Here is a 24,269-nt window from a genome sequence, read left to right on the forward strand (position 1 = left end):
CGCCGGGGACGGCGAGGCCCCGGCGGGGTGACCAACACGACGGCCCGGTGCGGGAGTAGCCGGGATTCTCAGGCCGATCCGGCCGGAACGGGATCCTCGTCGTCGCGGCCGGGCCCGGTCGGCACCACCACGTCGGGCAGGTGACCCAGGGCCCGCAGCGCGGTGACGGTGGCGTAGCCCTGCGCCAGCCAGGCCAGGTCCGTGCCGGGGACGTGCCGGGAACCCTGCTCCTGCACGGCGGTCCGGACGAAACCCTGACCGCTCTCGGCGACCGTCATCTGCACCTGGCCGAACGGGGCGAGGCTGGCCTGGCGCAACCCGGGGACCTCGGCGGCCGGCAGGTCCGGCACGTTGAGGTTGAGCACCGTCCCCGGCGCCGCGTCCAGCAACCACGGCAGCAGCGGTCCCGCCAGGTCGGCGGCGGTCGACCAGTGGCGGCGTTCGTCGTCGACGGCGTCCAGCACCGCGAACGCCGCCCCGCCGCTGCCCGCGCTCGCCGCCGCCGGGGAGAGCACGTCCAACGAGACGGCCAGCGCCCGGGTGCCGTTGTTGCCGGCGGTCAACGCCGCGCCGACCGTGCCCGAGTGCAGGACCGCGTGCCCGGCGTTCGCCCCCCGGTTGATGCCGGACAGCACCAGCGCCGGTGGCGGGCCGAAGACCCCGAGCCCGGCCAACACGGTGATGTAGGCGGGGGAGGCGGCCACCCCGTACGCCGGCACGTCGGGCAGCCCGGCCAGCTCCGTCTTGGTGAACACCACCCGCCCGTCGTCGGTGACCGCCGACAGGGCCGCGCTCATCCCGCTCGCCTCGGCCTGCGGGGCGGCGACCACCACGTCGAAGCCCTGCTCGTGGGCGGCCCGGGCCAACCACCGGATACCCGGGGCGTGCACACCGTCGTCGTTGGTCACCACCACCCGGGCCGGCCGGTCACCGGTCACTCCTTCTCCCCCTCGGCCTCGTCGTCCTTCTCGTCCTCGTCGACCGGGGTCAACCGGACCCGCTCGGCGAGCTCCCGGACCGCCTCGGCCCGACCGGTGCCCAGCCCGTGCTGGGTCACGTTGAGCGCGCCGGCCGCGGCACCGATGCGTACCGCCTCCTGGAGGTCGCCACCGCGGGCCAGCACCGAGGCGACCCCGGCGGTCATCGAGTCGCCGGCTCCCCGGTGCTCGGCCAGCTCCAACGGCGGGGCGTGCACCAGCAGCTCCTTGCCGCCGTCCAGCAGCGCCAGGGCGGGCTCACCGGCCCGACTGATCAGCACCGACGCGGCACCCTGCTGTTGCAGGCGGCGGCCGGCGGCCAGCAGCGCCTCGACGCTGTCGTCCTCGGCGAGACCGTCGTCGAGCAGCTCCTCGTGGCTGACCTTGAGCACCGCGACCCCGCCCTCGACGACCGCGCTGAGGTAGGCGCCGGAGAGGTCGGCCACCACGGTGCCGCCGTTGGCGCTCAGGTCGGTGGCGAGCCGCCGGTAGATGTCCGGATCGACCACGTCGGGGGCGGCGGGTCCGCTGAGGATGCTGACCGGGGCGCGCAGCCCCTCGGTCAACGTGACGGTGTACAGCTCGTCGATCTCGTGGCGGACCATCGGCGTACCCGGGTCGTCGGCGATCTCCGACCGGGAGCCGTCGCGTCGGTCGTGGACGTACCAGCCGGAGCCGGCCTGCCGCTCGACGGCGCGGACCGTGACGTCCTCGTCGGCGAGCAGCTTGCGCAGGGTGCCGCCGACCTCGCCGCCGAGCGCGACGCAGAGCGTCACCGGTGTGCCCAACGCGGTGATCATGCGGGCCTGCCAGACGCCCTGGCCCCCCGGGTGCAGGTGCAACTCGACGGCATCGGCCTGCTGCTCCAGGGTCACCGTCAACAGCGGTGCCGGAGCGAACACCATCACACGCTCATCCATGACCGCGTATTGCCCCGAACCCGGCCGGTCGAACCGCCGACCGGGCGTGTCGTCACCCCGGGGTTTCGCGCCCCCCGCCTGCCGCTACCCGCGGGTCACGGTTTGCGGCCGACCGCGCAGTACTGGTCGATCTGCTCGGCGGGAACCTCGCCGTCGGGCCGCCAGCTGACCACCGACACCACCCCCGGCGCGACCAGCTCCAGGCCGTCGAAGAGGCCGGCGATCCGCTGCGGACTGCGCAGGTGGTACCGGGGGTTGGCGGAGAGGTTCCAGATCCGCACCGCCTCGGTGACCGCCTCGCTGGTGTCGCTGCCGTCGTACATCGCCAGGTAACTGCCGGCGGGCAGCCGGTCCATCAGCCGCCCGATGATCGACGCGGCCTCGTCGTCGGACTCGACGTGGCCGAGGATGCCCATCAGCATCAACGCCACCGGCTGGTCCAGGTCCAGCGTGCGGGCGGCGGCCCGCAGGATGGTGTCGGGGTCGCGCAGGTCCGCGTCGACGTAGTCGGTGGCACCCTCGGGCGTGCCGACGAGCAGGGCGCGGGCGTGGGCCAGGACCAGCGGGTCGTTGTCGACGTAGACGATCCGGGCGTCCGGGGCCACCGACTGGGCCACCTCGTGGGTGTTGTCGGCGGTGGGCAGGCCGGTGCCGATGTCGAGGAACTGCCGGACCCCGGCCTCGGCGGCCAGGTAGCGCACCGCCCGGGCGAGGTAGGCCCGGGAGAGCCGGGCGTTCTGCGCCAGCTGCGGCAGGCTCGAGATGATCTGGTCGCCGACGGCCCGGTCGACCGCGAAGTTGTCCTTGCCGCCGAGCAGGTAGTTCCAGATCCGCGCCGTCTGGGGCACGTCAGCGTCGATCTTGGGCCGCTGCTGCCCGTCGTTCACGGCGGTACCGTCCATCATGGTCACACCTCGTGTCTACGGTGGACCAGGATCGGTCCACCCGCGCCAGCGTAGACCGTCTGCCTTCGGCGGTGCCGCCGTGGCGGCGGGTCAGCGTAGCGCGCTGCCCCGCAACCGGCGGGTGTCCCCTGCCGGGCGGTGGGCCACCGGGGTGACCCACCGCCCGGGTCCGGACCGCCGCCGGTCCGGTCGGGCTCAGCACCGGAGCGTGCTCAGAACTCGTCGTCGAAGGTGACGTTGCCGGTCACCCCTACCTGGTACGCCGACACCCGGCGCTCGAAGAAGTTCGACAGCTCCTGGACGTCCTGCAGCTCCATGAAGGCGAACGGGTTCGTCGAACCGTAGTACGGCGCGATGCCGAGCTGGGCCAGCCGCCGGTCGGCGACGTGCTGCAGGTACTGCCGCATGTCGGCCAGGCTGAGCCCGGAGACGCCCTGCTCCAGCAGGTCCTCGGCGAACTGCACCTCACACTCGACGGCCTCGGCCAGCATCTGGCGTACCTGCTCGACCAGGTCGTCGTCGAACAGGTCGGGCTCCTCGCGGCGGACCGTCTGCACCACCTCGAAGGCGAACTCCATGTGCATGGACTCGTCGCGGAACACCCAGTTGGTGCCGGAGGCGAGTCCGTTGAGCAGGCCCCGGGAGCGCAGGAAGTACACGTAGGCGAAGGCGCCGTAGAAGAACAGCCCCTCGATGCAGGCGGCGAAGCAGATCAGGTTGAGCAGGAAGGCCCGCCGGTCGGCCTTGGTCCGCAACTCGCGCAGCTCGAAGACGGAGTCGATCCAGCGAAAGCAGAACTCCGCCTTGCGTTTGATCGACGGGATGTTCTCGATCGCGGCGAAGGCCGCGAACCGCTCCTTCTCGTCGGGCACGTAGGTGTCGAGCAGGTTCAGGTAGAACTGGACGTGCACGGCCTCCTCGAACAGCTGCCGGGACAGGTACAGCCGGCCCTCGGGGGAGTTGACGTGCTGGTAGAGGTTGAGCACCAGGTTGTTGGCGACGATGGTGTCACCGGTGGCGAAGAAGGCGACCAGCCGGGACACCAGGTGCTGTTCGGCGGGGGAGAGCCGGGCCAGGTCGGCCAGGTCGGAGTGCAGGTCGACCTCTTCGACGGTCCAGGTGTTCTTGATGGCGTCCTTGAACCGGTCGAAGAAGTGCGGGTAGCGCATCGGCCGCAGGGTCAGGTCCATGCCCGGGTCGAGCAGCAGTTGACCGGTACGGGTGGTGGGGTCGATGTTCACTGGCAGGCCTCACAGCTCTCGGGGTTCTCCAGGGCACAGGCCAACGCCTCGTCGGCGTCGCCCACGGCGACGAGCGGCATCGCGGTGGCGTCGACGGCGACGAGTGGCGTCGCGGCGTCGCCGACGGCGACGAGTGGCGTCGCGGCGACCACCGGCGGCTGACTGTCGGCAGCCGTGACGGTGACGGTGGCCTGCTGGATGCGCGTCGCGGGCCGCGAGCGCAGGTAGTACGTGGTCTTCAGCCCGGCCTTCCAGGCGTACAGGTACATCGAGGAGAGCTTGCCGATGGTCGGCGCGCTCAGGAACAGGTTCAGCGACTGCGACTGGTCGATGTAGGGCGCCCGGGCGGCGGCCAGGTCGATCAACGCCCGCTGCGGCAACTCCCACGCCGTGCGGAACACCTCCCGCACGTCGGCCGGCAGCTCCCCGATGCCCTGCACCGACCCCTCGGCCCGCTTGATCCGGTCGCGGATCTCCGGCGTCCACAGTCCGCGGGCCTTCAACTCACCCACCAGGTACGCGTTGACCTGGAGGAACTCGCCGGACATCGTCTCGCGCTTGAACAGGTTGGACACCTGCGGCTCGATGCACTCGTAACAGCCGGCGATCGAGGCGATGGTGGCGGTCGGAGCGATCGCCACCAGCAGCGAGTTGCGCAGGCCGTGCCGGCCGATCGTCTCGCGCAGCGCCGCCCACCGGGAGGTCTGCGTGACCTCCGCACCCCAGAGGTCCGGGTGCAGCTCACCCCGGGCGGCGCGGGTCTCGGCGTACGCGGGATGCGGGCCGAAGCGTTCGGCGAGCCCGGCGGAGGTCTCCAGGGCGGTCAGCAGGATCTCCTCCTGCACCCGGGTGGACAGCTGCCGCGCCTCGTCCGAGTCGAACGGCAGCCGCAGGGTGAAGAAGGCGTCCTGCAGGCCCATCAGCCCGAGCCCGACCGGCCGCCAACGCGGGTTCGACGCCGCCGCCTGCGCGGCCGGGTAGTAGTTGATGTCGATCACCCGGTCCAGGAACACCACCGCGGTACGCACCGTGGCGCGCAGCCGCTCCCAGTCGACGCCGTCGGGGCCGACATGCGCGCCCAGGTTGACCGAGCCCAGGTTGCACACCGCCGTCTCGGCGTCGTTGTTGACCTCCAGGATCTCGGTGCACAGGTTGGACAGGTGGATCGAGTTGCCGGCCACGCCGGTCTGGTTGGACAGCTGGTTCGAGCGGTCCTTGAACGTCATCCACCCGTTGCCGGTCTGCGCCAGGGTGCGCATCATCCGCCCGTACAGGTCCCGGGCCTTGACCGTGCGGACCGCCTTCTTCTCCGCGATCCGGTACGCGGCGTCGAACTGCTCGCCGTAGAGGTCGGGCAGCTCCGGGGCGTCGCTGGGGTCGATCAGCGACCAGTCGCCGTCGGCCTCGACCCGGCGCATGAACTCGTCCGGGATCCAGTTGGCCAGGTTCAGGTTGTGGGTCCGCCGGGCCTCCTCGCCGGTGTTGTCCCGCAGCTCCAGGAACTCCTCGATGTCGGGGTGCCACGGCTCCAGGTAGACGCAGGCCGCGCCCTTGCGCCGGCCGCCCTGGTTGACCGCCGCCACCCCGGCGTCGAGGGTCTTGAGGAACGGCACGATCCCGTTGGACCTGCCGTTGGTGCCCCGGATCAGGGCCCCCCGGCCACGTACCCGGGACCAGGCGATGCCGATGCCGCCGGAGAACTTCGACAGCTTCGCCACCTGGTGGTAGCGCTCGTAGATCGAGTCCAGCTCGTCGCGCGGCGAGTCGACCAGGAAGCACGAGGACATCTGGGTGTGCCGGGTGCCCGAGTTGAACAGCGTCGGGGAGCTGGGCAGGTAGGCGAGCGACGACATCAGCCGGTAGAACCCGATCGCCTCCACCGGGGTCTGGGACAGCCCGCAGGCCACCCGCAGCAGCCAGTACTGCGGCGTCTCGACCACCTGCCGGGTCTCCGGGTGGCGCAGCAGGTACCGGTCGGCGACGGTCCGCAGGCCGAAGTACTCGAAGCGCAGATCCCCGGCCGGGTCCACGGCGTCGTCCAGCTTGCGCGCGTTGGCGGCCACGAAGGCGGCCGTCTCGTCGCCGATCAGGCCCAGCCCGTGGGCGTACCGGATGGACTGGCTGAAACTGGCCACCTGCTGGCCCCGGACCTCCTTGTCCACGTACGCGCCGAGCAGCCGGGCGGCCAGCCTGGAGTACTGCGGCTCCTCGCCGATCAGCTCCGCCGCCGTCTGGATCGACAGCTTGTCCAGCTCGGCGGTGGTCGCCCCGTCGTAGAGACCACTGATGGTCTTGGTGGCCACCCGCAGCGGGTCCACCTCGTCCAGGCCGGCGACCCACCGCTCGACCGCCTTGACGATCTTGTTGACGTCCACCGGCTCGGTCTCACCGTTGCGCTTGCTGACCCGCATCACCTGCCGGCGCTGCTCCGGTGCGTCCGCACCGGGTGCGGGCCTGTCCTGCACGACCGTCATGGTCTCTCCCTCGCGCTGTCTCCGCTGGTCTCCGGAGGCGCGGGCGGACGCCACCGGACCGCGAACTCGCGCGAGGTCCGTTCCTGGCGTCGGTCGTCCCACGCGACCGTCGACCGCCGTCCGCGAGCCGCGGACGGCGTGCTGGCAGGTCTTCGGACTCGTGGGCGTCTCACGCGTGCCTACTGGCCGTCGCTTCCCAGGCCGGGTGGCCCAGTGCTCGTTGACGGCGGTCGTTCCCACTCACCGCTGCGGGGCAGTTCCGGTCTCGCACCGGATTCCCTCTTGCCTCGGCCGCCCTGGATGGGCAGCCGAACCAGCTCCGCGGGACACCATATATGGGCGCCGTCCCGAACTTCCACACCACATGCTGTGTCGGCGTGTCGTGTGCGGTGGGTGACCGGCGCGACGCGGAGTACTCGGGCGGCTCCGCGCCCCCCATTCCTTCCGACCGGACGGTAGCATTGTGGGGCTGCACCGCGGATGGGAGATCACCAATGGCCCGAGCGACGTCCACCCGGCCGGAGTCGAACCGGCGCCGACAGCGCTGGCCGGACGGCTACGACCCGGAGAACACCCGCAAGTCGCTGATCGCCAGCGCGCTGGAGCTCTTCGAACAGCGTGGCTTCGACCGTACCTCCGTGCAGGAGATCGCCGACCAGGCCCGGCTCACCAAGGGCGCGTTCTACCACCACTTCGCCAGCAAGGACGACCTGCTGCGGCACATCCAGGAGGAGTACCTCCAGGCGCAGCTCACCGCGATCCAGCAGATCGAGGCCGACAGCGACGACCCCAAGGTACGGGTGGCCCAGCTGATCCGGTTCAGCCTGACCAGCGTCGCCGAGTACCGCGCGCACGTGACGATCTTCTACCAGGAGCGGCGCTACCTCACCGGTGACCTCTTCGCCGAGGTGACCCGCAAGCGCGGGCTGGTGGAGTCCGCCTTCGCCGGGATGATCGCCGACGGCGTCGACCGGGGCGTGTTCCGGGCCGACGTCGATCCCCGGATCGCCACCTTCGGGCTGGTCGGCATGTGCGCCTGGGCGTACCAGTGGCTCAACGTCGGCGGCCCACTCAGCATCGACGAGGTGGCCCGCCAGTTCAGCGCGATGGTCCTGGAGGGCCTGTACGCCTGAGCGAGAGGGCGCTCGATCTTGAATCGGGTTGACCGGCGTCGGTTAACTCCGTCGCCATGTCGTGCCGGTCCCGGTGACAATGCTCGTCGGACGGCGGGGTGTCGGTGGGTCTGATGACGCTTGGCACGATCCGGCTTCACGGTCGAGTCATGTCTTGTAGGTGAGCGCTTTCTGTAGGTGGAAGTCCGCTACGTCGAGCATCCACTTCCGGTTCGGGAAGTCGCCCTCGGCGATGCGCAGCGGGCCGCCGACCAGGTCCAGATGCATGACGTACTGGTAGTACTTGATCCGCTGCGGGTCGAGGTCCGGGTTGTCGAGCGCCGCGTAGTGCGGGCCGAAGCGCATCCGCATCCAGCAGTGCTCTACTTCGATGTCGGTGTACATCAGGCCTTCGATGTCGATGATGACGGGCTCCCCGTCCGGTCCGACGAGTGTGTGTTCTGCGCAGAGTTCGCCGTGGACCACGCCGTATTCCGCCCGTGGGTCGAGTGCGGCGTGCAGAGTGCGGAGTTTCTCCTCCAGTATCGCCTCGGCTTCGGCCGCGCGGGCATCGCGGGGCACGGCGGTGGCGATGTTCACCAGCGCGCGTTCCAGGTAGGCCTGCTCGCAGGTCGTGTCCGGCGGTGCGCCTCCGCTGTCGATCCATGCGACGCGCCCGAACGCCGGTGCCTGGTAGGTGTGCATGCCTCGAAGCATGTCCGAGAGTTGCGCGAGTGTTTGCCGGCCGGCGTCCGGGTCTCGTTCCAGCAGCGATTCCAGCGTTCCGCCGCGCACGTCCTCAGTGACGGCGACGTCGGCCGGGTACCGGTCCTTGCTGCGGTCGGCGAGCAACAGCTGCGGCGAACGGGCTCCGACCGCTTCCAGTCGACGGGTGGCAGCCTCGAAGTAGTCGATGCCGGAGGCGTGGGCGAACGGGTTCGACGGGTCGTCGTGGCCGTCCGGGAGCAGCCCGTCCCAGTAGTCCTCGCCGGCGTTCCATACGTAGGCGATCGCGCTTGTGGCATCGTCGAGCGTGATGCGGTAGACGCCCTTCTTGGTGCCGTTGACCAGGCGGTCGACGGCGGTGATGAGACGGTCCGTGCCGAAGACCTCCCGTATCACCGGGGTCAGAGTCTCGGCGTCGGCGAATTTTCGTTCAGCGGCCATTCCCGGTTCCTGTCTGGAGCGCCTGCGTCGATCATCCGGTCAGAGGACCATCCGTTGCCGAGTCACCCGCCGGTCAGGGCCATGAGGGCCGTGCCAGAATCCCGCCCATGCCCGAGATCGTCACCGCAGCACTGGTTCGTACGCACGGCGTTTATGGAAGCGATGCGGGGCGCCCGCGCCTGAGCCTCGACGCACTGTCATCGGCATGACAGCGACTGCCGCAGTCACCCAAGCTTTGGCGGGTTCCCTTGACGAAGGTAGGTTGCGGCCCGTTGATCGAGCTGCTTGGCGAAGGCGGGGAGGCGGGGGCCAAAGTTGCTCAGGCGGGTTCGGATGTTCTTCACGGCGGCCGAGGCACGGCCGGACTTCACACCCTCCATCGTGTCCATCGCGTGGTTCCAGTTCTCGGCGGCCTCACGTAGGCGTCCTCGGCTGCACTGGACGTCGGCGAGGTTGGCCAGAGTCAAGGTGTGGATACGCCGGTACGCCCCGGTGTTGCGGGTGACGATCGATCGGCGGAGTTGCGATTCGGCCCCCGGAAGGTCGCCGAGATCACGGAGCGCCTGGCCAGCTTGGCTGGCGAGGGATGCTTCGGTGAATCCGCTGGTCCGAATCCAGGTCGGCTCGTCGTCGGCGGAAGCGTCCGCAAGTTGAGCCTCGGCCGCGAGAAGCGCAGCCGATGTACGGGTCGGGTCACTCGTCGCGGCATGGCCCCGAGCGGTGAGAACGGTGAAGAGCGCGGTCGCGGCCGGGGTCGCACGCCCCCTCGACCATTCCAGCGCCGACCTGGCGAGTTTCAGGGCTTCCTGTCCATGACCAAGGTCCACGGCCTGATGTGCCATCGCCCGCAGGGTGAAGCCGCCGAGCGGTCGGTCGTCGGCTTCGTTGGCCAGCCGCAGCGCCTGGACGTAGTAGCGCTGCGCCAACCCATGTAGGGATGAGTCGAAGGCTTTCCAGCCGGCAAGATAGGTCATTTCGGCTGCGACGCTGAACATGTCCCTGCGGTCGTTGAGCGAGGAGAAGCGTCCTTGCAGGTAGCCAGCCACGTCCGAGGTGAGGTACTGGACGACAGCGAGGCGGGCATGTCCTCCTCCGAACCGCTCGTCGGCCTTGCTGAACACATCCAGCATCTCCCGTACGGCGTCGATCTCACTGCGCCCGACGGCGGCACCTCCTCCGTGTACTCGGCGCCCTCGGTCCGCGATCTCCTGCCAGGAGTCGAGCGGGACAGCGAGCGCTGCCAACGAGTACAGGGCGTTGAATCCGAACTCCCGTCGCTCCAAGTCGGCCCTCCCGACTGTCAAGAGATCGATGGCCGGAGCATGCTCCCACCAGTTCAGGCCACGAAGGTCAGGCTCCAGACTATCGCCTTCGAGGAGTCCGAGATCGACCGGATTCATCGTCCAACCGAGCCGGCGGGAGATTGCTTCGGCCAGGTATCGGGACGTTCTGCCACTGGGCTTGACACCACCGACCCAGTGCCCGACATGTGACCGGTCACAGGATGGCAGAGCGTCGAGATTCTCGCGAGCGATCGCGCGGACCGCTGCGGCGCAGGCATCGTACGACCATCGGCACTCTTTGATGGCTGCCAGTAACTTTTCGTTGCGCTGCCTCGGCGTCCGCGCCATCCGCTGACCTTCCTGGGAGATGCGTTCAACGCGTTCAACGTGCTCGCCGGGTCGGCTGGCTACCCGTCACCACAGCGACCCTGTTCACTTTAGGTGAAGCCTGTGATACAGGGGGTGAAGGGGTTCGTGGTGTCCGTGGCCGTGTCCGTCGTGTTCGGTGGGTTGGTGCCGGGGTTCCTGCTCGGGCTGCTCGCGTTCCGGGTGAAGGCGCGGTGGTGTCCCCGCTGCGGGGAGTACACCCAGGTTGTGCCGACACCGCAGGAGCGGGATCGGTGACCGTGTTGGGCCTACGGGGCGGGGACGCTCAGGCTTCCTGGTGGATCAGCAGGGACGGGCAGGGCAGTCTTTATTCACTGTCATCCACCAGTAGGTGCGGACGCTTTTCGGCGATCCACCGTTCCACGTCTGCCTTCAGCCAGACGCTGCCCATCTTGAGGGTGGCGATGGGGGCAGGGAAGTCTCTCCTGTTGATCAGGATGTAGGTCCGCTGCCGAGAGATCCCGAGGCGCTCCTGGATCTCGGCCGCACCCATCAGCTCGAACACCACCCGGTCCACGCTACGGTCAGTTTGGGTTGACATGTCCTATCTATCAGATGACTACACACAGAGGGGATGTCGGGTATGGTTGTCGTCATGTCAACCCCTACGGTGCCGGTCGTGTGCGACATACCCGCCCTCGGGGAGCGGAACCGGTGACCCGGCCGGGCCTGTCCGACGCCTGTGACCTGCCGATCGGGCGGCAGCTGGCCCGCTGGCGGGTGCGTCGCGGGCTGACCCAGCAGATGCTGGCCGATCGTCTCGGCAAGTCCAAGAGCTGGGTCGACAAGGTCGAACGTGGTGTCCGCGCCCTCGACCGGTACTCCGTCATCCAGGAGATCGCCGAGGTCCTCCACCTCGACCCGGCGGTCCTCCTCGGCAACCGACGGCCGCCACCGACGACCGCACCGGGCCCCGACGGGGTCGACGGGGTCCGCGCCGCCCTGGTCCGCCACCACCACCAACCCCACAGCACCGTCCCACCGGAGCAGGTACGCCGGCACATCGGGCACGCCTGGCTGACCTACCAGCACGCCCACTACGCCCCACTCCTGCGCGCCCTGCCCGACCTGCTCGACGCCGCCCACGGCACCCCGAACCTGCTCGTACCCACCTACCGGATCACCGCCCACCTGCTGATCAAACTCGGCGAGGCCGACCTCGCCTGGCTCGCCGCCGACCGGGCCGCCGCCACCGCGACCGACCCCACCCTCACCGGCACCGCCACCGTCACCGTCGTCCAGGCCCTACGCGCCCTCGGCCGCGACCGCCTCGCCCTCACCGCCGCCCTCACCGCCGCCGACACCACCACCAACCCGCCGGTACGCGCAGCCCTCCTACTCCAGGCCGCCCTCGCCGCCGCCCGCACCGGCGACAACCACACCACCCACGACCTACTCGACCACGCCACCCACCTCGCCAACCAGCACCCCACCGAGCAGGATCCGCAGCACACCACCGTCAACCCCATCGCCGTACGACTGGCCCGGTCCCTCGCCGCCCACCACCTCGGCCAGCACACCCACGCCGTACACCTGCACCAGCAAGCCCTACGCCACGACGACTGGCCCCGGCTCCCCGCCGAACACCGCGCCGCCCACCTCCTCGACGCCGCCCACGCCTACCACCACACCGGCGACCACACCACCGCCGCACAAACCCTCACCGACGCCGACACCATCGCCCCCGCCGAGATCCGCCTCCGACCCCACGCCCGCACCCTCATCACCGAAATCACCCGCAACGGCCCACCAACAGCCGCCGTGACCCGCCTCGCCACCCTCATCGGACTCACCCGATGAACCCGCGCTCCCAGCGAACGCCGGACACCCCACCCCGAGAGGAACAGACCGCGACGTGACCACCGACCTGGGCTCCAGCGTGCCCCGACGACACCTCGGACACATCCTGCGAGAGCTACGCACCGAAGCCCGAATGACCCTCGACGGCGCCAGCCAGGCGATCGGCTGCAGCCGGCAGAAGATCTGGCAACTCGAAGCCGGCCTCCGCCCCGTCCGCCCCCTCGACGTCCGCACCCTCACCACCCTCTACACCGCCAACCCCGACCTGACCACCAACCTGACCACCCTCGCCACCGAAACCACAGCCCGCGGCTGGTGGCACGCCTACGACAACCCCGTCCCCGCCACCTTCACCCCGTACCCCAGCCTGGAAGCCACCGCCGCCCGAATCCGCACCTACCACGAATCCCTCATCCCCGGGCTCCTCCAGACCGCGGCCTACACCCGGGCCGCCCACCCCCACCGGCCCGACGACCCCGACGTACGCCGCCAACGCACCGACCTGCTGACCCGACGGCTACCCCCACCACCACGACTGCACGCAGTGCTCTCCGAAACGGTCCTGCTACGCCCCGCCGGCGGACCGGACATCATGGCCGCACAGCTGGCCCACCTACTCACCCTGGCCGAACTGCCCACCGTCACCCTCCAGGTCCTACCCCTGACCGCCGGGGCAACCGCCGCCACCCTCGCCGGGCCGTTCACGATCCTCGACTTCGCCCCCGGCAACCGCACCACACCAGACCCCCCGGTGATCCACCGCGAACTCCTAACCGGTGCCCTCTACCTCGACCGCCCCGAGGAGATCGCCGCCTATGAGCGCGTGTGGACGAAACTCACCACACGCGCCCTCGACCCGGAAGCCTCGACACACCTCATCGACAAGCACCGCCACCATCTCGACGACGGTCGATAGTCGGCGCGCGACTCCTCAGACGAGTCCGCGACCATCTGCTGCCTCCACCAGATCCCCAACCTGTACTACGCGAAAGGGAACCAACACGCTTATCCACCTGCAAGAGGCGCCGTAACCTAGCAAGAACATCTACATGTATGGCTACTCGAAGCGGGTTCTGGTGGTGTCGGTGAACCGGCCCACCAGGCGTGCGGCGAGGAGAACGATCACCGTTGCTGTCGCCATGCCTATGGTTACGGGTAGTAGTAGGCCGAGCCAGGGTACGGGTGCCGGTTGGGTGCTGGAGGTGGCCAGCACGGTTCCGGAGACGCCGCCGGCGACCGCTGCCAGGAGTGACAGTGCGACCAGGGGGACCATCGCCTCCAGGAGGATCGCTCCGCGCAGGGACGTGACGGCAGCGCCGGTGGCTCGGAGGAGGGACAGGGGGAGTCTCCGCTCGATGAGACCCGTGACCATGGCGATCACCATGCCCAGGGACGAGATCACGAAAACGATCGTGGTGCCGACGGCCAGCAACCAGTAGAACCGTCGTACTCCTTCGTTGTAGCCGTCGAAGGAGTTCTGGCGGATGGTGACGGTGCTGGCTGGAACGGCCTGGTTGATGATCGTGCGAGCCTGCTCCAGTGCGGTCGGGTCCTGGTAGGAGAAGAGCAGTTTCGAGGGTCGGAGCTGGGAGGTCAGCGCCGTCAGGGTGCGGCTGTCGAGAAGGACTTGGGGCATGTCGACCCCGGCCTCGGCGGGCATCGACGCTGTGGTCGTCACGGACACTTTCTGCGCGGTGACGTCCTGAGGGTCGATGATGGCCTCTCTCGGTCTGACCTGCCGGGGGCTGAGGTTGTACAGGTCGAGGGTGCCTTCGGTGAGCACCGTCGTGGTGACGTTGTCCGCCAGCACTGCCGGTGCGTCGGCGCAGGAGACGGTCAGACGCGCCGCCGACTGCATCTCGCCGCAGTCACCGATCCACACGTTCGCCGGTTCGCCGATGGCAGACGAGGCCAGGCCTGTGTAGACCAGCGTCGCGGCCTCGATTCCCTCGATGCGGCGGACGTCGTCGAGCACGGTCCGGCTTCTGTCTGTGGAGGCGGAGGTGACGAGTGCCTGTGCGGTGTCGTCGCGTTGGCCGATCGTGGTGGTGCTCTGGAGGCTTGCGACCGCGGCGGGGGTCGAGGCCACGAACAAGGTGCAGACCAGCACGGCAAGGATGACGCCGCCGAGTGCCCGGAAGCCGGAGCGCGGATCCGCCGCGAGCCGGCGACCGGCCAGCAGGGCGACGGGGCCGCCACGGCGGGACAGGGTGACGCCGATCTGTTGAGTGATCCACGGGCCTGCCAGGATCAGACTGGCGAGCAGGACGGCGAACGAGAGCATGGCCCATCGCGTGCCGGTCGCGTCGGTTTCCCGCAGCGTCCAGAGCAGGGTGGGCGTGGCCAGTAGCAGTGGGACGATCCGCCACGGGTGGACGGGCCGCCCGACGGCGCGGGCGCTGGAAGCCAGCGGTGAGCGGGAGACCGCTCGTAGCGTGAGCTGTGATGCCAGCGCGGCCACGATCGGCACGGCGACGACCACCGTGAGGACACCCCACACACCCGGCCACAGGTCGTCGGTGAACCAGCGTTGGCCGTCGTAGTCCAGTCGCGCTACGACAGGGCGGAGGGCCGCGAAGAAGATCAGCCCGAGGACGACGCCCCCTACGCCGGGGATCAGGGACTCGATGCCGGCCATCCGACGGATCGTTCGCGGGCCCGCACCCGCCAGCCGTAGGCGCGCCAACCGCTCGTCGCGGCTGGCCGAGGTGAGTCGGGTCGCCATGGCGACGAACAGGGCGATGGGTGCCAACACCGCGACGCCCGCCAGTAGCAACAACGTTCGAAGAACACCGTCGAGTTCCGCCGCGGCGGTGTGCCTGGGGAAGCTGGTGACCGTCGTTCCGGTCACCGCCGCTGCCTGTGGGCTCACCCCCCTGACCACCAGGAGATGGTCTGGCCCCGCCAGTGCCTCCGCCCCGATGGTTCCCACCGAATTGCCGTATCGCCCCGTCAACGGCGGCTGCGCGGAGACCAGACGGTGCAGAGCCGGTGAGAAGTACGCCTCACCCTCGCGGGGAAGGCGCGGGATCCCGGGTGGAACCGGTGAGCCCGTTGATGTTCCGGCGACGATCACCACGTCGATGGCCGAGGTGCGGTAGTAGTCGGTGCTGGTGCCGACCGTCGTCGCCGCGTCCTGACCGAACGGCACCGAGCCGACAACGAGGTCGGACGACATCCAGCTCGTGCGATCGGAGCGCACCTGCGTCGCCGGCGCGACGGACAGGGCGAACAACAGAAGGGCGCTACCCGCACCGACGGCGAAGGTCGTGATCGTGTGGACCGCGTAGGCCGCCCGCCCGGAAAGCCCCAGCTTGAACGCAAGGCGGAACATGCTCACCTCGACGGCTCCACAGCCGTCGGGGTAGCCACGACACCATCGCGCACGACGATGGTACGAGTGGCATACGCGGCGACGCGCGACTCATGGGTGACCAGCACAATCGCCACGCCGTGGGACTGCGCCACCGAGGTGAAGCTGTCGAGGACCAGCAGGCCCGCCGCCGAGTCCAGGGAGCCGGTGGGCTCGTCAGCGAAGATCACCTTCGGTGAGGTGGCCATCGCGCGCGCAATCGCCGTGCGTTGCGCCTGACCGCCGGACACCTCGTGCGGCCGACGACGACCCAGTTCGATCAGCCCGAACGTCTCCAGCCACTGTCCTGCCCGCGCCATGGCCTCACCCCGCTTCACGCCGTTGAGCAACAACGGCAAGGCGACGTTCTCCAGCACGGTGAGTTCGCCGAGCAGCTGCCCGAACTGGAAGACGAAACCGAAGTCCGTACGGCGCAGCGCGCTCCGTTGCTCCTCGTCGAGGCGATCGACGCGGCGACCGTCATACACCACCGCGCCCTCGTCAGGCACGAGGATGCCCGCCAAGCAGTGCAGCAGGGTCGACTTTCCCGATCCACTCGGCCCCATCACCGCCACGATCTCACCGGCATGGATCTGGACGTCGGCCTGCTTCAGTGCCCGGGTCTTCCCGAAGGCCTTGCGGACACCGGACGCCTGCAACAACGGTGCCCCCGCGTCCTCGATGACGCCCTCCAGAGCCCTCGAATCGATCATGACGTTCTTCCTTCGTCGGTGCCAGGGTCAGGCCGGCGACGAGCAGTGCTCTTCGGATTCGGTGATGCCTTCGACCAGTTCCTCGCCCTGTGAGGCCACCACCTCCAGCCATCGCAGGTCGGCCTCCAAGTGCTGCAAGGCGTACTCGGCCAGCACACACGTCGCCCTGTCCCGACTACGACGAAGACCCGTCAGCTCGCGCATCCGCGCCAGATGCGCCTCCCGCTGCGCATCGATAAGCGGCTCAACGCTCCGACCCGTCAAGACCGTCACCACAACCTTGGTGTACAGCAGGGTCTGCAGATGAGGCGCCGGCTCAACCGGAGTGGTCAACCACCGGACCACCTCGTCGCGCCCCACCGACGTCAGCTCGTACATCCGGCGAGCCGGACCACTGTCCTGATCGACACCCGCCTGACGCACCAGACCATCCCGCTCCAACCTGGCCAACGTCGCGTAGATCTGCGCCGGAGCCACCGCCGCATCCGGGTCTACCAACGTGTCGTACCGGTGCTTCAACCGATAACCGTGCGAAGGCTGTCCATGGAGCAACCCCAGCAGTGCGAGTCGAACGCTCAACCCGCCTCCTCTAGAAACTCAGCTAGTAACCGAGATACTAGCCCCAGTCCTTCACGAGGGTCACGCCGGACGGCCGGTGACCGTCAGTTCGGTAGGACACCCTCGTAGCCGGGGTCGTACCAGTCGGCGTCGTGGTGCAACAACACTTGGCCGTTCATCCGAGTCAACATCAACCAACCGCCGTTGAGGATCAGCGCGGCGTCCTCCGGCCGGCTCCGGAGGACCTTTCCGACAGTCCGGATCATGTGCGGTCGGCCTTTCTCGGCGAGCACCTCGCTGTCCATGTGAAAGGTGACGTCCACACTCCTTGCCGGCTCCCACTGCCACATCTCGCCGTCATCGCTCTCGGCCTCGTAATAGCCGTCGTCGGTCTCGATGATGCTCACGACGTAGCCGTGTTCGTCGTTCAGGCTGGCGCTCAGCACCCGGTTACCAGCGGGTGACCAACTCTCCGTCGCCCCGGGCGCGGCGATGCTCGCTACCTCATCGAGGGTGAGGTCCCCGCCGAGGGTCAGACGGTAGTCGACGGACATGTCACTGCTCCTGTCGGTGTCGCTGAGTGAACTGTGAGATGCGCCCGGTTCGATCGAGGATCGCGAGCTCCTTGAGGCCGCTGACGGGCCAGGAGTCGAACTGCCGCTTCAGCATCGCGATATCCCCCCGCCAGTCGGTGAGGTTGATGACCACTCGTTGGGTCTGCTCGCTCCTCACCTTGTGGCTGACTTCCGTCCAGATCGATCGCACCGACGTCTTCTGCTGGGGTGAATAGCAGTCGAAGACATGACCCTCGATCAGGTAGTCCGGCCTTCGTGACGGTCTGCCGGTGTCCCCGGTCCGCTCTCTGGCTTCGGCGACCTCCTGGATGGCCGGGCGCTGATGTACCCGGTAACCCTTGTGCGCGATCGTAGCGGCGCACTCGTTCTCCAGTTCGTAGGAGCGCCGCTGGGCCGGTTGCTCCCTGGGCGAGATGGCCGCCGGGTGCCCGGTGGGCCGACCACCAGGGACGCCCGTCGGTCTCCTGGACCACGGTGCTAGGGGCGCGGGGTCACTCGTCGCGTGCGCGACCGGGTTGCTCCCAGCGTCGTCCGAGCGGGCGGGGCTGGCCGGCGGGGTGCCGCCAGCCCCGGTCAGTTTCCCTGGTCACCCAGGCGGCGGGCGTGGTCGATGGTCGCCTCGACCGTCTGCTGGGCGCTCTGGGTGCGCTGCACCAGCAGCACCAGGATCTGCTTGATGCTGTCGAGAGCCTGGAGCAGCGGGCCGGGTTGACCGCCCTGCAGGGCGGCGGTGACGAGTTGCTTGGCTGTTTCGACGTGCCCGATGGTGGCGGTGCAGGCCTCCCGGGCGGCGGTGATGCCCTGCCGCACGGGGCCGAGCGCGGCGATCGTCTCCTGCGGAGTGGCCTCGCGCGGCACGGCTGCGGTCGCCGTGAGCGCTTCCCCGCCGGTGGTCGCGAGGGCGCCAAGGCCGCCCTGGATGGTGACGACCGCGGAGCGTACCCGGGCGAGACCGGCGGCGACGGCGACGAAGCCTGCACCGGCCGCCCGGGCGGCGATTGCCTGGGCCTGGTTGTCGACGGCGGCGGCCAGGCCCTGCGCCCGCTCGACCCCGGTGAGCAGGGTACGAAGCTCGCCGGCTATTTCCTCGACAGTGGACACGGGGCACCTCGCGCGCAGGTAGCAGGGGTGGGTGCGAGAGGTGAAAGATACCCGCTTACCGTCGGCCCCGGGTCAGTCCTTGAGGAGTTGCCTGGCCATGACGATGCGTTGGACCTGGTTGGTGCCTTCGTAGATCTGGGTGATCTTGGCGTCGCGCATCATGCGTTCGACGGGGTAGTCGCGGGTGTAGCCGTAGCCGCCGAGGATCTGCACGGCGTCGGTGGTGATCTCCATGGCGGCGTCGGAGGCGAAGCACTTGGCCGCCGCGCCGAAGTAGGTCAGGTCGGCGTCGCCGCGTTCGGACTTGCCGGCCGCGGCGTAGGTCAGCTGTCGGGCGGCTTCGAGTTTCATGCCCATGTCGGCGAGCATGAACTGGATGCCCTGGAACTCGGCGATGGCCTTGCCGAACTGCCGGCGTTCGGCGGCGTACGCCTTGGCGTAGTCGAGCGCGCCCTGGGCGATGCCGACGGCCTGGGCGGCGATGGTGACCCGGGTGTGGTCCAGGGTCCGCATGGCGGTGCCGAAGCCGGTGCCGGGTTCGCCGATGATGCGGTCGGCGGGGATCCGGACGTTGTCCAGGTAGACCTCGCGGGTCGGCGAGCCCTTGATGCCGAGTTTCTTCTCCGGCGCGCCGAAGCTGACCCCCGGATCGGACTTCTCGACCACGAAGGCGGAGATGCCCCGGGACCGGGCGGCCGGGTCGGTGACAGCGAAGACCGTGTAGTACTCGGAGACGCCGGCGTTGGTGATCCAGCGTTTCACCCCGTTGAGGACCCAGTGGTCGCCGTCGCGGACGGCCCGGGTGGTCATCGACGCGGCGTCGCTGCCGGCCTCCGGCTCGGACAGGCAGTACGAGAACATCGCCTCACCCGCGGCCACCGGCGGGAGGTAGCGCTGCCGGAGGTGCGCGGAGCCGGCGAGCAGCAGCGGCATGGTACCGAGCTTGTTGCCGGCCGGGATCAGGGCCGAACTGGCGCAGGCGCGGGCCACCTCCTCGATGACGATCGCGGTGGCCAGGGCGTCGGCACCCGCGCCGCCGTACTCGACGGGCACGTGCGGGGCGTGGAAGTCGGCGGCCCGCAACGCCTCGTAGGAGGCCTGCGGGAACTCGCTGGCTTCGTCGGCGGCGGCGGCGTTCGGCGCGACCCTGGCGTCGCACACCGCCCGGACGGCCTCCCGGATCGCCCCGTGCTCCTCGGGCAGCTGGTACGCCTCGAACACCACGAACCTCCTCGTCACGGCACCTGTGAGCGCACCATACCATCCGGTCGGTATGTAGAACCCGGGTGGAGAGGAAGGTCGGGGGTGTGGCAAATACCTCCCAGTCGGAATGTAATAAGGTCCGAGTGGGACGTCCCCCCGACCGAAGGTGGCCCGCGCCGATGCGAACCGCGAAGCAGACGACCGTCCGTACCCCGAGTGACCTGCTGGAGCTGGTCGGCCAGGAGCTGGGGGTCAGCGAGCCCCAGGTGGTGACCCAGCAGCAGGTCGACCAGTTCGCCGACGTCACCGGCGACCATCAGTGGATCCACGTCGACGTGGAACGGGCGCGCTCCGGGCCGTTCGGCACCACGGTCGTGCACGGGTTCCTGACCCTGGCGCTGGTGCCCCGGCTGCTCGCCGACATCCTGGTGGTCCGGGAGTTCTCGATGGGGGTCAACTACGGGCTGGACCGGGTCCGGTTCATCAGGCCGCTGCCACCGGGCGTGGCGATCCAGGGTGTGGCCACGCTCGTCGCGGCGGAACCGATCGCGGCCGGCACCGGCGCACCCGGCGGCGTGCAGGCCAAGGCCTCGGTGCTGGTGGAGTTCGCCGACGAGGGCACCCCCTGCTGCGTGGCCGAGGTCCTGTTCCGCTACCTGGCCTGACCGCCGTCGCCCTCCGGCCGGGTCGTCGTGACCCGGCCGGGGCGCAGGCGGTGATCTACTCGGTGGCCGCGTCGGACGGGGCGACGAACCGGCCCCGGTAGAACGACAGCGCCGGCACGGTCGTCGGCTTCAGGTGCACGTGGTCCACGTCGATCAGGATGATCACGTGGTCGCCGCTGGTGATCACCTCGTCGCGGCGGCCGGCGAGGATGGCCGGCGTCTCGGGCAGCAGCGGCACGCCGTCGGGGCCGGGTGCCCAGGACACCCCGTCGAGCTTCTCGGCGCCGGACAGGCCCGAGGTGGCGAAGCGTCGGGCCACGTCCTGCTGGTCCTGGCTGAGGATGTGGATCGCGATGCGCTCGGCGGTGGTCAGGGTGGTGAAGCTCGACGAGTGGCTGGTGACGCAGAACAGCACCTTCGCCGGCTGCAACGAGACCGAGGTGAACGAGTTGACGGTCAGCGCCGCGAGCGTGCCGCCGGGGGCCACGGCGGTCACCGCGGTCACGCCGGTGGGGAAGTGCCCGCACACCTGACGGAACTCGGTGGAGTCGAACAGGGGCTCGGCCATCATCGGTTCACCGCCGGGGGTCGGGAGGGGTGTTCGGGACGGAGCCCGCCTTCGAGCTGGATGAGGCAGAGCGTGTGCCCGCCGGGATCCTTGACCAGGTGCAGCCGCCCGTGCGGGCTGTCCACCGGGCCGACGGTCGGGGTGCCGCCCAGGGCGCGGACCTGCCGGAGGGCGTCGTCGAGGGAGGCGACGGCGAAGTAGGTGATCCACCTCGCCGGGATCAGGTTCGGCCACTCGTTGTCCAGCGCCAGCACGCCGGCGACCGGGGTGTCGGCCAGCATCAGCAGCGTGTACGGCCGGGCGGTGGGGGAGTCGCCGTGCTGGCGGGTGGTGTAGCCGAACAGGGACCGGTAGTAGGCCACCGACCGGGCCGGCTCGCCGGTGTCCAACTCGTTCCAGCACAGCGCGCCCACCGAGTTGAGCGCCTGCACCCCGGCGCGTGACTCGCCCTGGTAGAGGCCGAAGGCGGCACCGAACGGGTCGACGACGGTCGCGCCGGTGCCGGCCGCGGGCAGGTAGCGCGGTGGCGTGACCAGCTCCCCGCCGAGGGCGACCGCCTGCCGTGCCGACGTCTCGATGTCGGCGACGGCGAAGTAGGTGAGCCAACCCCGGGGTCGGCCGCCGTGCAGGCCGGTGGCGTCGGAGATGCCGGCCACGTCGCGGCCGTCGACACTGCACATCCGGTACGTGGTGGCGCCCAGCCGTTCGGCGCGTACGGTCCAGCCCAGCAGGGCGGCGTAGAAGTCCTCGGCCCGCTGCGGGTCCGTGGTGCACAGCTCCACCCAGACGGCTTCGCCGGGGGAGAAGGGTCGGCTCATCGGGATGCCCCCTGTCTGGTCAGGCCGGCGACGATGGTGCCGGCCGAGATGTCGTACGCGGCGTCGGGGTGCCCGGTGGCCAGGCTGGACTCGATGACCTCGACCACCGCCCGCAGGGTCGGACCGCCCACCGCCAGCAGGCTCTCGACCAGGGCGTCCACGGCGGCGTCCAGCTCGTCGTCGGCGACCACCCGGGCGACCAGGCCCCAGTCGAGCAACTGCTCGGCGGTGGCGGTGCCCGCGCCGGTGAGCAGGTGGTAGGCGTGTGGCCGGGGGACCGCCCGGGTGATCGTGTGGCCGACCCCGGCGGGTGCGAAGCCGTAGCGGGCCTCCGGCAGCGACAGCCGCGCCCCGGCGGCGGCGATCGGCAGGTGCACCGCGCTGAGCAGGCCGGCGCCGAAGCCGATGACCTGACCCCGCACGGCCGCCACGACGGGTACCGGCAGCTGGCGGATCCGGTGCAGGGTGCGGTCGCTGTCGCGCAGCTCGGCGGCGACGGTGTCCCGGGTCGCGCCGGCCAGCCGGGCGAAGGAGGAGGTGTCCCAACCGCCGCAGAAGTGCCGGCCGGCCATGTCGAGCCGGATCACCACGCACCGGTCGTCGGCGGCGGCGGTCTCCAGGGTGTCGACGAGTTCGTGGAGGGTGGCGCCGTCGAAGCAGTTGCCGCGGGCCGCGTTGTCGAAGCGGACGTACGCGAGGCGGCCGTCGTGCCCATGGGTGAGGGTGATGGTCACGCCAGCATCATACATACCGGTCGGTATGAATACAACGTTGCTGGCCGGCGCAGGTTTGTCACGCGAATGTCATGGTCGAGATACGGTCTCGACCCGTTGACTTGATACCGGCTGGTCGGTACTTTGTGGCCAACGTCACCGTCGCCTCACGCCGAGACGTGACGGGTCCATCGCTGTGAAGGACATCCATGATGATCATGAAATCCTTGCGCTCTCGGCGCCCCCTGGCAGTGGCCGCCACCCTTAGCCTCCTGGGCGTCGGCCTCACCGCGTGCGGTGGTTCCGACTCCGACGACACCGGGGCGGCCGGCACGGTGACCATCCGGGCCCTGCTCGCCGCCCAGCCGGCCACCCTCGACCCGATCGTCGGTGCCCGCTCCGCCCAGATCGTCTGGGCCACCATGCTCGAACCCCTGATCGACACCGACGACACCCTCGCGCCTACCGACACCGGCCTGGTCACCAGCTGGGACCGGACCGACGCGACGACCTGGACCTTCACCGTCCGGCCGGACATCAGCTTCAGCAACGGGGAGAAGGCCGACGCAGCCGCGGTCGCCAACACCATCACGCTCACCCGCGACAGCGAGGCCTCGCAGCTCAAGAGCTACTTCGGCAACGTCAGCGAGATCACCACGCCGGACGCCACCACGGTGGTGGTCAAGACCACCACCCCGCAGTACAACATTCCCGACCTGCTCACCACGGTCTACCTGGTGCCGCCGGCGTACTACCAGGAGAAGGGCTCGGAGGGCTTCGCCGCCGCGCCGGTGGGCACCGGCCCGTACGTCTGGGCCGGCGGGAACGCCGGCCGGGACATCTCGGTCAAGAAGAACCCCGACTACTGGGGCCCGAAGGCGGAGAACGAGGGCATCACCTTCACCTGGGCCAACGAGGCCGCGCAGCGGCTGGCGCTGATCCAGAGCCGCAGCGTGGACGTCTCCTTCGACCTGCCGCCGGCGCAGGCCAACGCGGCCAAGGCCGCCGGAGTCGAGGTGGTGAGCACCGAGACCGCCATGAAGATCATCGCGTTCCTGGACTCGACCAAGGCGCCCTTCGACGACCCGAAGCTGCGCGAGGCGGCGGCCCTGGCCATCGACCGCAACGCGATCGTCGACGGCATCTTCGACGGCCAGGCCGCCGCCGACGCCGGCCTGCTCAACGTCCGGCCGGGCGAGCAGCCCGCGCAGAGCGTGACCGCCGACCCGGCCCGCGCCAAGGAACTGGTGGGCGGCGCGGCCCCGACCGTGCAGATCACCTACCCGGCGGCCCAGTACACCAACATCGAAGAGGTCTCCCAGGCCATCGGGGGCAGCCTCGAACAGGCCGGTTTCAAGGTCAGCTACGTCCCGCTCGACTACGGCACGCTCGTCAAGCGGATCATCGGCCGCCAGGTCCCCGGCATCTCGATCTTCGCCGGAGTGCCGAACGTGGCGGTGCCGGACTACTTCGTCAGCGGTTTCATGAAGACCAAGTCGATCACCGGCAACTGCCCCGACCCGCAGATCGACCAGCTCGCCCAGCAGGCCCTGGAGCAGGACGACGCCGCCCAGGCCGCGCCGATCTACGAGCAGCTCAACAAGATCGGCGTGGTCGACAAGCACTGCTACGTGCCGCTGTACCGGCAAATCTTCAACTACGCCACCGGCCCCGGCGTCTCCGGTGTGGAGTTCGGCCCCCTGAACACCGTCGACTTCACGAAGACGACCCGCTGAC

The 24,269-nt window shown here is 69.6% G+C and carries 24 protein-coding genes and 1 riboswitch; of the genes, 6 read left to right on the forward strand and 18 right to left on the reverse strand.

The window, feature by feature from the left end:
• Nucleotides 1-68 precede the first annotated feature (68 nt).
• From surE to ACN28G_RS09720, 5 genes are all read right to left on the reverse strand, one after another.
• Nucleotides 69-938 (reverse strand): 5'/3'-nucleotidase SurE, encoded by an 870-nt coding sequence (gene surE / locus ACN28G_RS09700; protein WP_091437479.1) that lies wholly within the window; start codon nucleotides 936-938, stop codon nucleotides 69-71.
• Nucleotides 935-1,897, reverse strand: a complete 963-nt coding sequence (locus ACN28G_RS09705) for a 1-phosphofructokinase family hexose kinase (RefSeq protein WP_421478942.1) — start codon at nucleotides 1,895-1,897, stop codon at nucleotides 935-937. Before ACN28G_RS09705 ends, surE begins: the two co-directional genes overlap by 4 nt.
• Nucleotides 1,898-1,992: 95 nt before the next feature.
• Complete coding sequence (locus tag ACN28G_RS09710; RefSeq protein ID WP_091446401.1) at nucleotides 1,993-2,802, reverse strand: SAM-dependent methyltransferase; 810 nt, start codon at nucleotides 2,800-2,802, stop codon at nucleotides 1,993-1,995.
• Between the two features lie 212 nt (nucleotides 2,803-3,014).
• A complete protein-coding gene (locus tag ACN28G_RS09715) occupies nucleotides 3,015-3,992 on the reverse strand; it encodes a ribonucleotide-diphosphate reductase subunit beta (protein WP_229688635.1) in 978 nt (325 codons plus the stop codon).
• Between the two features lie 47 nt (nucleotides 3,993-4,039).
• Nucleotides 4,040-6,517 (reverse strand): ribonucleoside-diphosphate reductase subunit alpha, encoded by a 2,478-nt coding sequence (locus ACN28G_RS09720; RefSeq protein ID WP_421478943.1) that lies wholly within the window; start codon nucleotides 6,515-6,517, stop codon nucleotides 4,040-4,042.
• Between the two features lie 126 nt (nucleotides 6,518-6,643).
• A riboswitch (cobalamin riboswitch) is annotated at nucleotides 6,644-6,850 on the reverse strand.
• A 161-nt stretch (nucleotides 6,851-7,011) separates the two neighbouring features.
• On the opposite strand from ACN28G_RS09720, the gene ACN28G_RS09725 reads away from it, so the two are divergent.
• Nucleotides 7,012-7,650, forward strand: coding sequence for a TetR/AcrR family transcriptional regulator (locus ACN28G_RS09725; RefSeq protein ID WP_175440531.1), 639 nt, complete (start codon nucleotides 7,012-7,014; stop codon nucleotides 7,648-7,650).
• 147 nt (nucleotides 7,651-7,797) lie between these two features.
• On the opposite strand, the gene ACN28G_RS09730 is transcribed toward ACN28G_RS09725, so the two are convergent.
• Together ACN28G_RS09730 and ACN28G_RS09735 are read right to left on the reverse strand one after the other, a co-directional pair.
• Nucleotides 7,798-8,796: a phosphotransferase gene (locus ACN28G_RS09730; protein WP_091437492.1), complete on the reverse strand. Its 999-nt coding sequence runs from the start codon at nucleotides 8,794-8,796 to the stop codon at nucleotides 7,798-7,800.
• 224 nt (nucleotides 8,797-9,020) lie between these two features.
• Nucleotides 9,021-10,427, reverse strand: a complete 1,407-nt coding sequence (locus tag ACN28G_RS09735; RefSeq protein ID WP_139135662.1) for a Tat pathway signal protein — start codon at nucleotides 10,425-10,427, stop codon at nucleotides 9,021-9,023.
• A 141-nt stretch (nucleotides 10,428-10,568) separates the two neighbouring features.
• Between ACN28G_RS09735 and ACN28G_RS09740 the strand changes: the two genes are divergently transcribed.
• Nucleotides 10,569-10,703 (forward strand): hypothetical protein, encoded by a 135-nt coding sequence (locus tag ACN28G_RS09740; protein ID WP_268239763.1) that lies wholly within the window; start codon nucleotides 10,569-10,571, stop codon nucleotides 10,701-10,703.
• Nucleotides 10,704-10,773: 70 nt separating this feature from the next.
• Here ACN28G_RS09740 and ACN28G_RS09745 read toward each other — a convergent pair whose 3' ends face one another.
• Entirely contained in the window at nucleotides 10,774-10,974 is a 201-nt protein-coding gene (locus ACN28G_RS09745) for a helix-turn-helix transcriptional regulator (RefSeq protein WP_373868428.1), read from the reverse strand.
• Between the two features lie 146 nt (nucleotides 10,975-11,120).
• On the opposite strand from ACN28G_RS09745, the gene ACN28G_RS09750 reads away from it, so the two are divergent.
• On the forward strand, nucleotides 11,121-12,266 hold the full coding sequence (locus tag ACN28G_RS09750) for a helix-turn-helix domain-containing protein (RefSeq protein ID WP_421478360.1): 1,146 nt from the start codon (nucleotides 11,121-11,123) through the stop codon (nucleotides 12,264-12,266).
• 55 nt (nucleotides 12,267-12,321) lie between these two features.
• Nucleotides 12,322-13,182 (forward strand): helix-turn-helix domain-containing protein, encoded by an 861-nt coding sequence (locus ACN28G_RS09755; RefSeq protein WP_421478944.1) that lies wholly within the window; start codon nucleotides 12,322-12,324, stop codon nucleotides 13,180-13,182.
• A 141-nt stretch (nucleotides 13,183-13,323) separates the two neighbouring features.
• Here the strand turns inward: ACN28G_RS09755 and ACN28G_RS09760 are convergent, their stop codons facing one another.
• The 7 genes from ACN28G_RS09760 to ACN28G_RS09790 all read right to left on the reverse strand — a co-directional run bounded on the left by ACN28G_RS09760 (nucleotide 13,324) and on the right by ACN28G_RS09790 (nucleotide 19,786).
• The gene (locus ACN28G_RS09760; RefSeq protein ID WP_308472692.1) at nucleotides 13,324-15,600 is read right to left on the reverse strand and encodes an ABC transporter permease; all 2,277 of its coding nucleotides are present in this window, start codon (nucleotides 15,598-15,600) and stop codon (nucleotides 13,324-13,326) included.
• Between the two features lie 2 nt (nucleotides 15,601-15,602).
• Nucleotides 15,603-16,331: an ABC transporter ATP-binding protein gene (locus ACN28G_RS09765; protein ID WP_091437512.1), complete on the reverse strand. Its 729-nt coding sequence runs from the start codon at nucleotides 16,329-16,331 to the stop codon at nucleotides 15,603-15,605.
• 27 nt (nucleotides 16,332-16,358) lie between these two features.
• Complete coding sequence (locus ACN28G_RS09770; protein ID WP_091437516.1) at nucleotides 16,359-16,910, reverse strand: PadR family transcriptional regulator; 552 nt, start codon at nucleotides 16,908-16,910, stop codon at nucleotides 16,359-16,361.
• Nucleotides 16,911-16,993: 83 nt separating this feature from the next.
• Nucleotides 16,994-17,443 (reverse strand): SitI3 family protein, encoded by a 450-nt coding sequence (locus ACN28G_RS09775; protein ID WP_091437587.1) that lies wholly within the window; start codon nucleotides 17,441-17,443, stop codon nucleotides 16,994-16,996.
• 1 nt (nucleotide 17,444) lies between these two features.
• Complete coding sequence (locus ACN28G_RS09780; RefSeq protein WP_091437590.1) at nucleotides 17,445-17,879, reverse strand: hypothetical protein; 435 nt, start codon at nucleotides 17,877-17,879, stop codon at nucleotides 17,445-17,447.
• 158 nt (nucleotides 17,880-18,037) lie between these two features.
• Nucleotides 18,038-18,565 (reverse strand): DUF6244 family protein, encoded by a 528-nt coding sequence (locus tag ACN28G_RS09785; RefSeq protein WP_091437593.1) that lies wholly within the window; start codon nucleotides 18,563-18,565, stop codon nucleotides 18,038-18,040.
• A 72-nt stretch (nucleotides 18,566-18,637) separates the two neighbouring features.
• On the reverse strand, nucleotides 18,638-19,786 hold the full coding sequence (locus ACN28G_RS09790) for an acyl-CoA dehydrogenase family protein (RefSeq protein ID WP_091446406.1): 1,149 nt from the start codon (nucleotides 19,784-19,786) through the stop codon (nucleotides 18,638-18,640).
• A 161-nt stretch (nucleotides 19,787-19,947) separates the two neighbouring features.
• On the opposite strand from ACN28G_RS09790, the gene ACN28G_RS09795 reads away from it, so the two are divergent.
• Complete coding sequence (locus tag ACN28G_RS09795; protein WP_091437597.1) at nucleotides 19,948-20,433, forward strand: MaoC family dehydratase; 486 nt, start codon at nucleotides 19,948-19,950, stop codon at nucleotides 20,431-20,433.
• A gap of 55 nt (nucleotides 20,434-20,488) precedes the next feature.
• On the opposite strand, the gene ACN28G_RS09800 is transcribed toward ACN28G_RS09795, so the two are convergent.
• The 3 genes from ACN28G_RS09800 to ACN28G_RS09810 are packed head-to-tail and all read right to left on the reverse strand — an operon-like array spanning nucleotide 20,489 to nucleotide 22,553.
• On the reverse strand, nucleotides 20,489-21,001 hold the full coding sequence (locus ACN28G_RS09800; RefSeq protein WP_175440532.1) for a flavin reductase family protein: 513 nt from the start codon (nucleotides 20,999-21,001) through the stop codon (nucleotides 20,489-20,491).
• The gene (locus tag ACN28G_RS09805) at nucleotides 21,001-21,819 is read right to left on the reverse strand and encodes a VOC family protein (protein ID WP_421478945.1); all 819 of its coding nucleotides are present in this window, start codon (nucleotides 21,817-21,819) and stop codon (nucleotides 21,001-21,003) included. The genes ACN28G_RS09800 and ACN28G_RS09805 overlap by 1 nt, the downstream gene beginning before the upstream one ends.
• Nucleotides 21,816-22,553: an enoyl-CoA hydratase/isomerase family protein gene (locus ACN28G_RS09810; RefSeq protein WP_175440533.1), complete on the reverse strand. Its 738-nt coding sequence runs from the start codon at nucleotides 22,551-22,553 to the stop codon at nucleotides 21,816-21,818. The genes ACN28G_RS09805 and ACN28G_RS09810 overlap by 4 nt, the downstream gene beginning before the upstream one ends.
• A 230-nt stretch (nucleotides 22,554-22,783) precedes the next feature.
• On the opposite strand from ACN28G_RS09810, the gene ACN28G_RS09815 reads away from it, so the two are divergent.
• Entirely contained in the window at nucleotides 22,784-24,268 is a 1,485-nt protein-coding gene (locus ACN28G_RS09815; RefSeq protein ID WP_175440534.1) for an ABC transporter substrate-binding protein, read from the forward strand.
• The last annotated feature ends 1 nt before the right edge of the window (nucleotide 24,269 follow it).

The sequence above is a fragment of the Micromonospora sp. WMMA1923 genome (assembly GCF_049179195.1).
In the GTDB taxonomy this organism is placed as follows: Bacteria; Actinomycetota; Actinomycetes; order Mycobacteriales; family Micromonosporaceae; genus Micromonospora; species Micromonospora yangpuensis.

What these genes read in the sequence shown, in the direction of transcription:
- ACN28G_RS09705 (WP_421478942.1), bottom strand. Translation starts at nt 1,897, where the DNA reads ATGGATGAGCGTGTGATGGTGTTCGCTCCGGCACCGCTGTTGACGGTG.
- ACN28G_RS09710 (WP_091446401.1), bottom strand. Translation starts at nt 2,802, where the DNA reads ATGATGGACGGTACCGCCGTGAACGACGGGCAGCAGCGGCCCAAGATC.
- ACN28G_RS09715 (WP_229688635.1), bottom strand. Translation starts at nt 3,992, where the DNA reads ATGGACCTGACCCTGCGGCCGATGCGCTACCCGCACTTCTTCGACCGG.
- ACN28G_RS09720 (WP_421478943.1), bottom strand. Translation starts at nt 6,517, where the DNA reads ATGACGGTCGTGCAGGACAGGCCCGCACCCGGTGCGGACGCACCGGAG.
- ACN28G_RS09725 (WP_175440531.1), top strand. Translation starts at nt 7,012, where the DNA reads ATGGCCCGAGCGACGTCCACCCGGCCGGAGTCGAACCGGCGCCGACAG.
- ACN28G_RS09730 (WP_091437492.1), bottom strand. Translation starts at nt 8,796, where the DNA reads ATGGCCGCTGAACGAAAATTCGCCGACGCCGAGACTCTGACCCCGGTG.
- ACN28G_RS09735 (WP_139135662.1), bottom strand. Translation starts at nt 10,427, where the DNA reads ATGGCGCGGACGCCGAGGCAGCGCAACGAAAAGTTACTGGCAGCCATC.
- ACN28G_RS09760 (WP_308472692.1), bottom strand. Translation starts at nt 15,600, where the DNA reads ATGTTCCGCCTTGCGTTCAAGCTGGGGCTTTCCGGGCGGGCGGCCTAC.
- ACN28G_RS09765 (WP_091437512.1), bottom strand. Translation starts at nt 16,331, where the DNA reads ATGATCGATTCGAGGGCTCTGGAGGGCGTCATCGAGGACGCGGGGGCA.
- ACN28G_RS09775 (WP_091437587.1), bottom strand. Translation starts at nt 17,443, where the DNA reads ATGTCCGTCGACTACCGTCTGACCCTCGGCGGGGACCTCACCCTCGAT.
- ACN28G_RS09795 (WP_091437597.1), top strand. Translation starts at nt 19,948, where the DNA reads ATGCGAACCGCGAAGCAGACGACCGTCCGTACCCCGAGTGACCTGCTG.
- ACN28G_RS09800 (WP_175440532.1), bottom strand. Translation starts at nt 21,001, where the DNA reads ATGGCCGAGCCCCTGTTCGACTCCACCGAGTTCCGTCAGGTGTGCGGG.
- ACN28G_RS09805 (WP_421478945.1), bottom strand. Translation starts at nt 21,819, where the DNA reads ATGAGCCGACCCTTCTCCCCCGGCGAAGCCGTCTGGGTGGAGCTGTGC.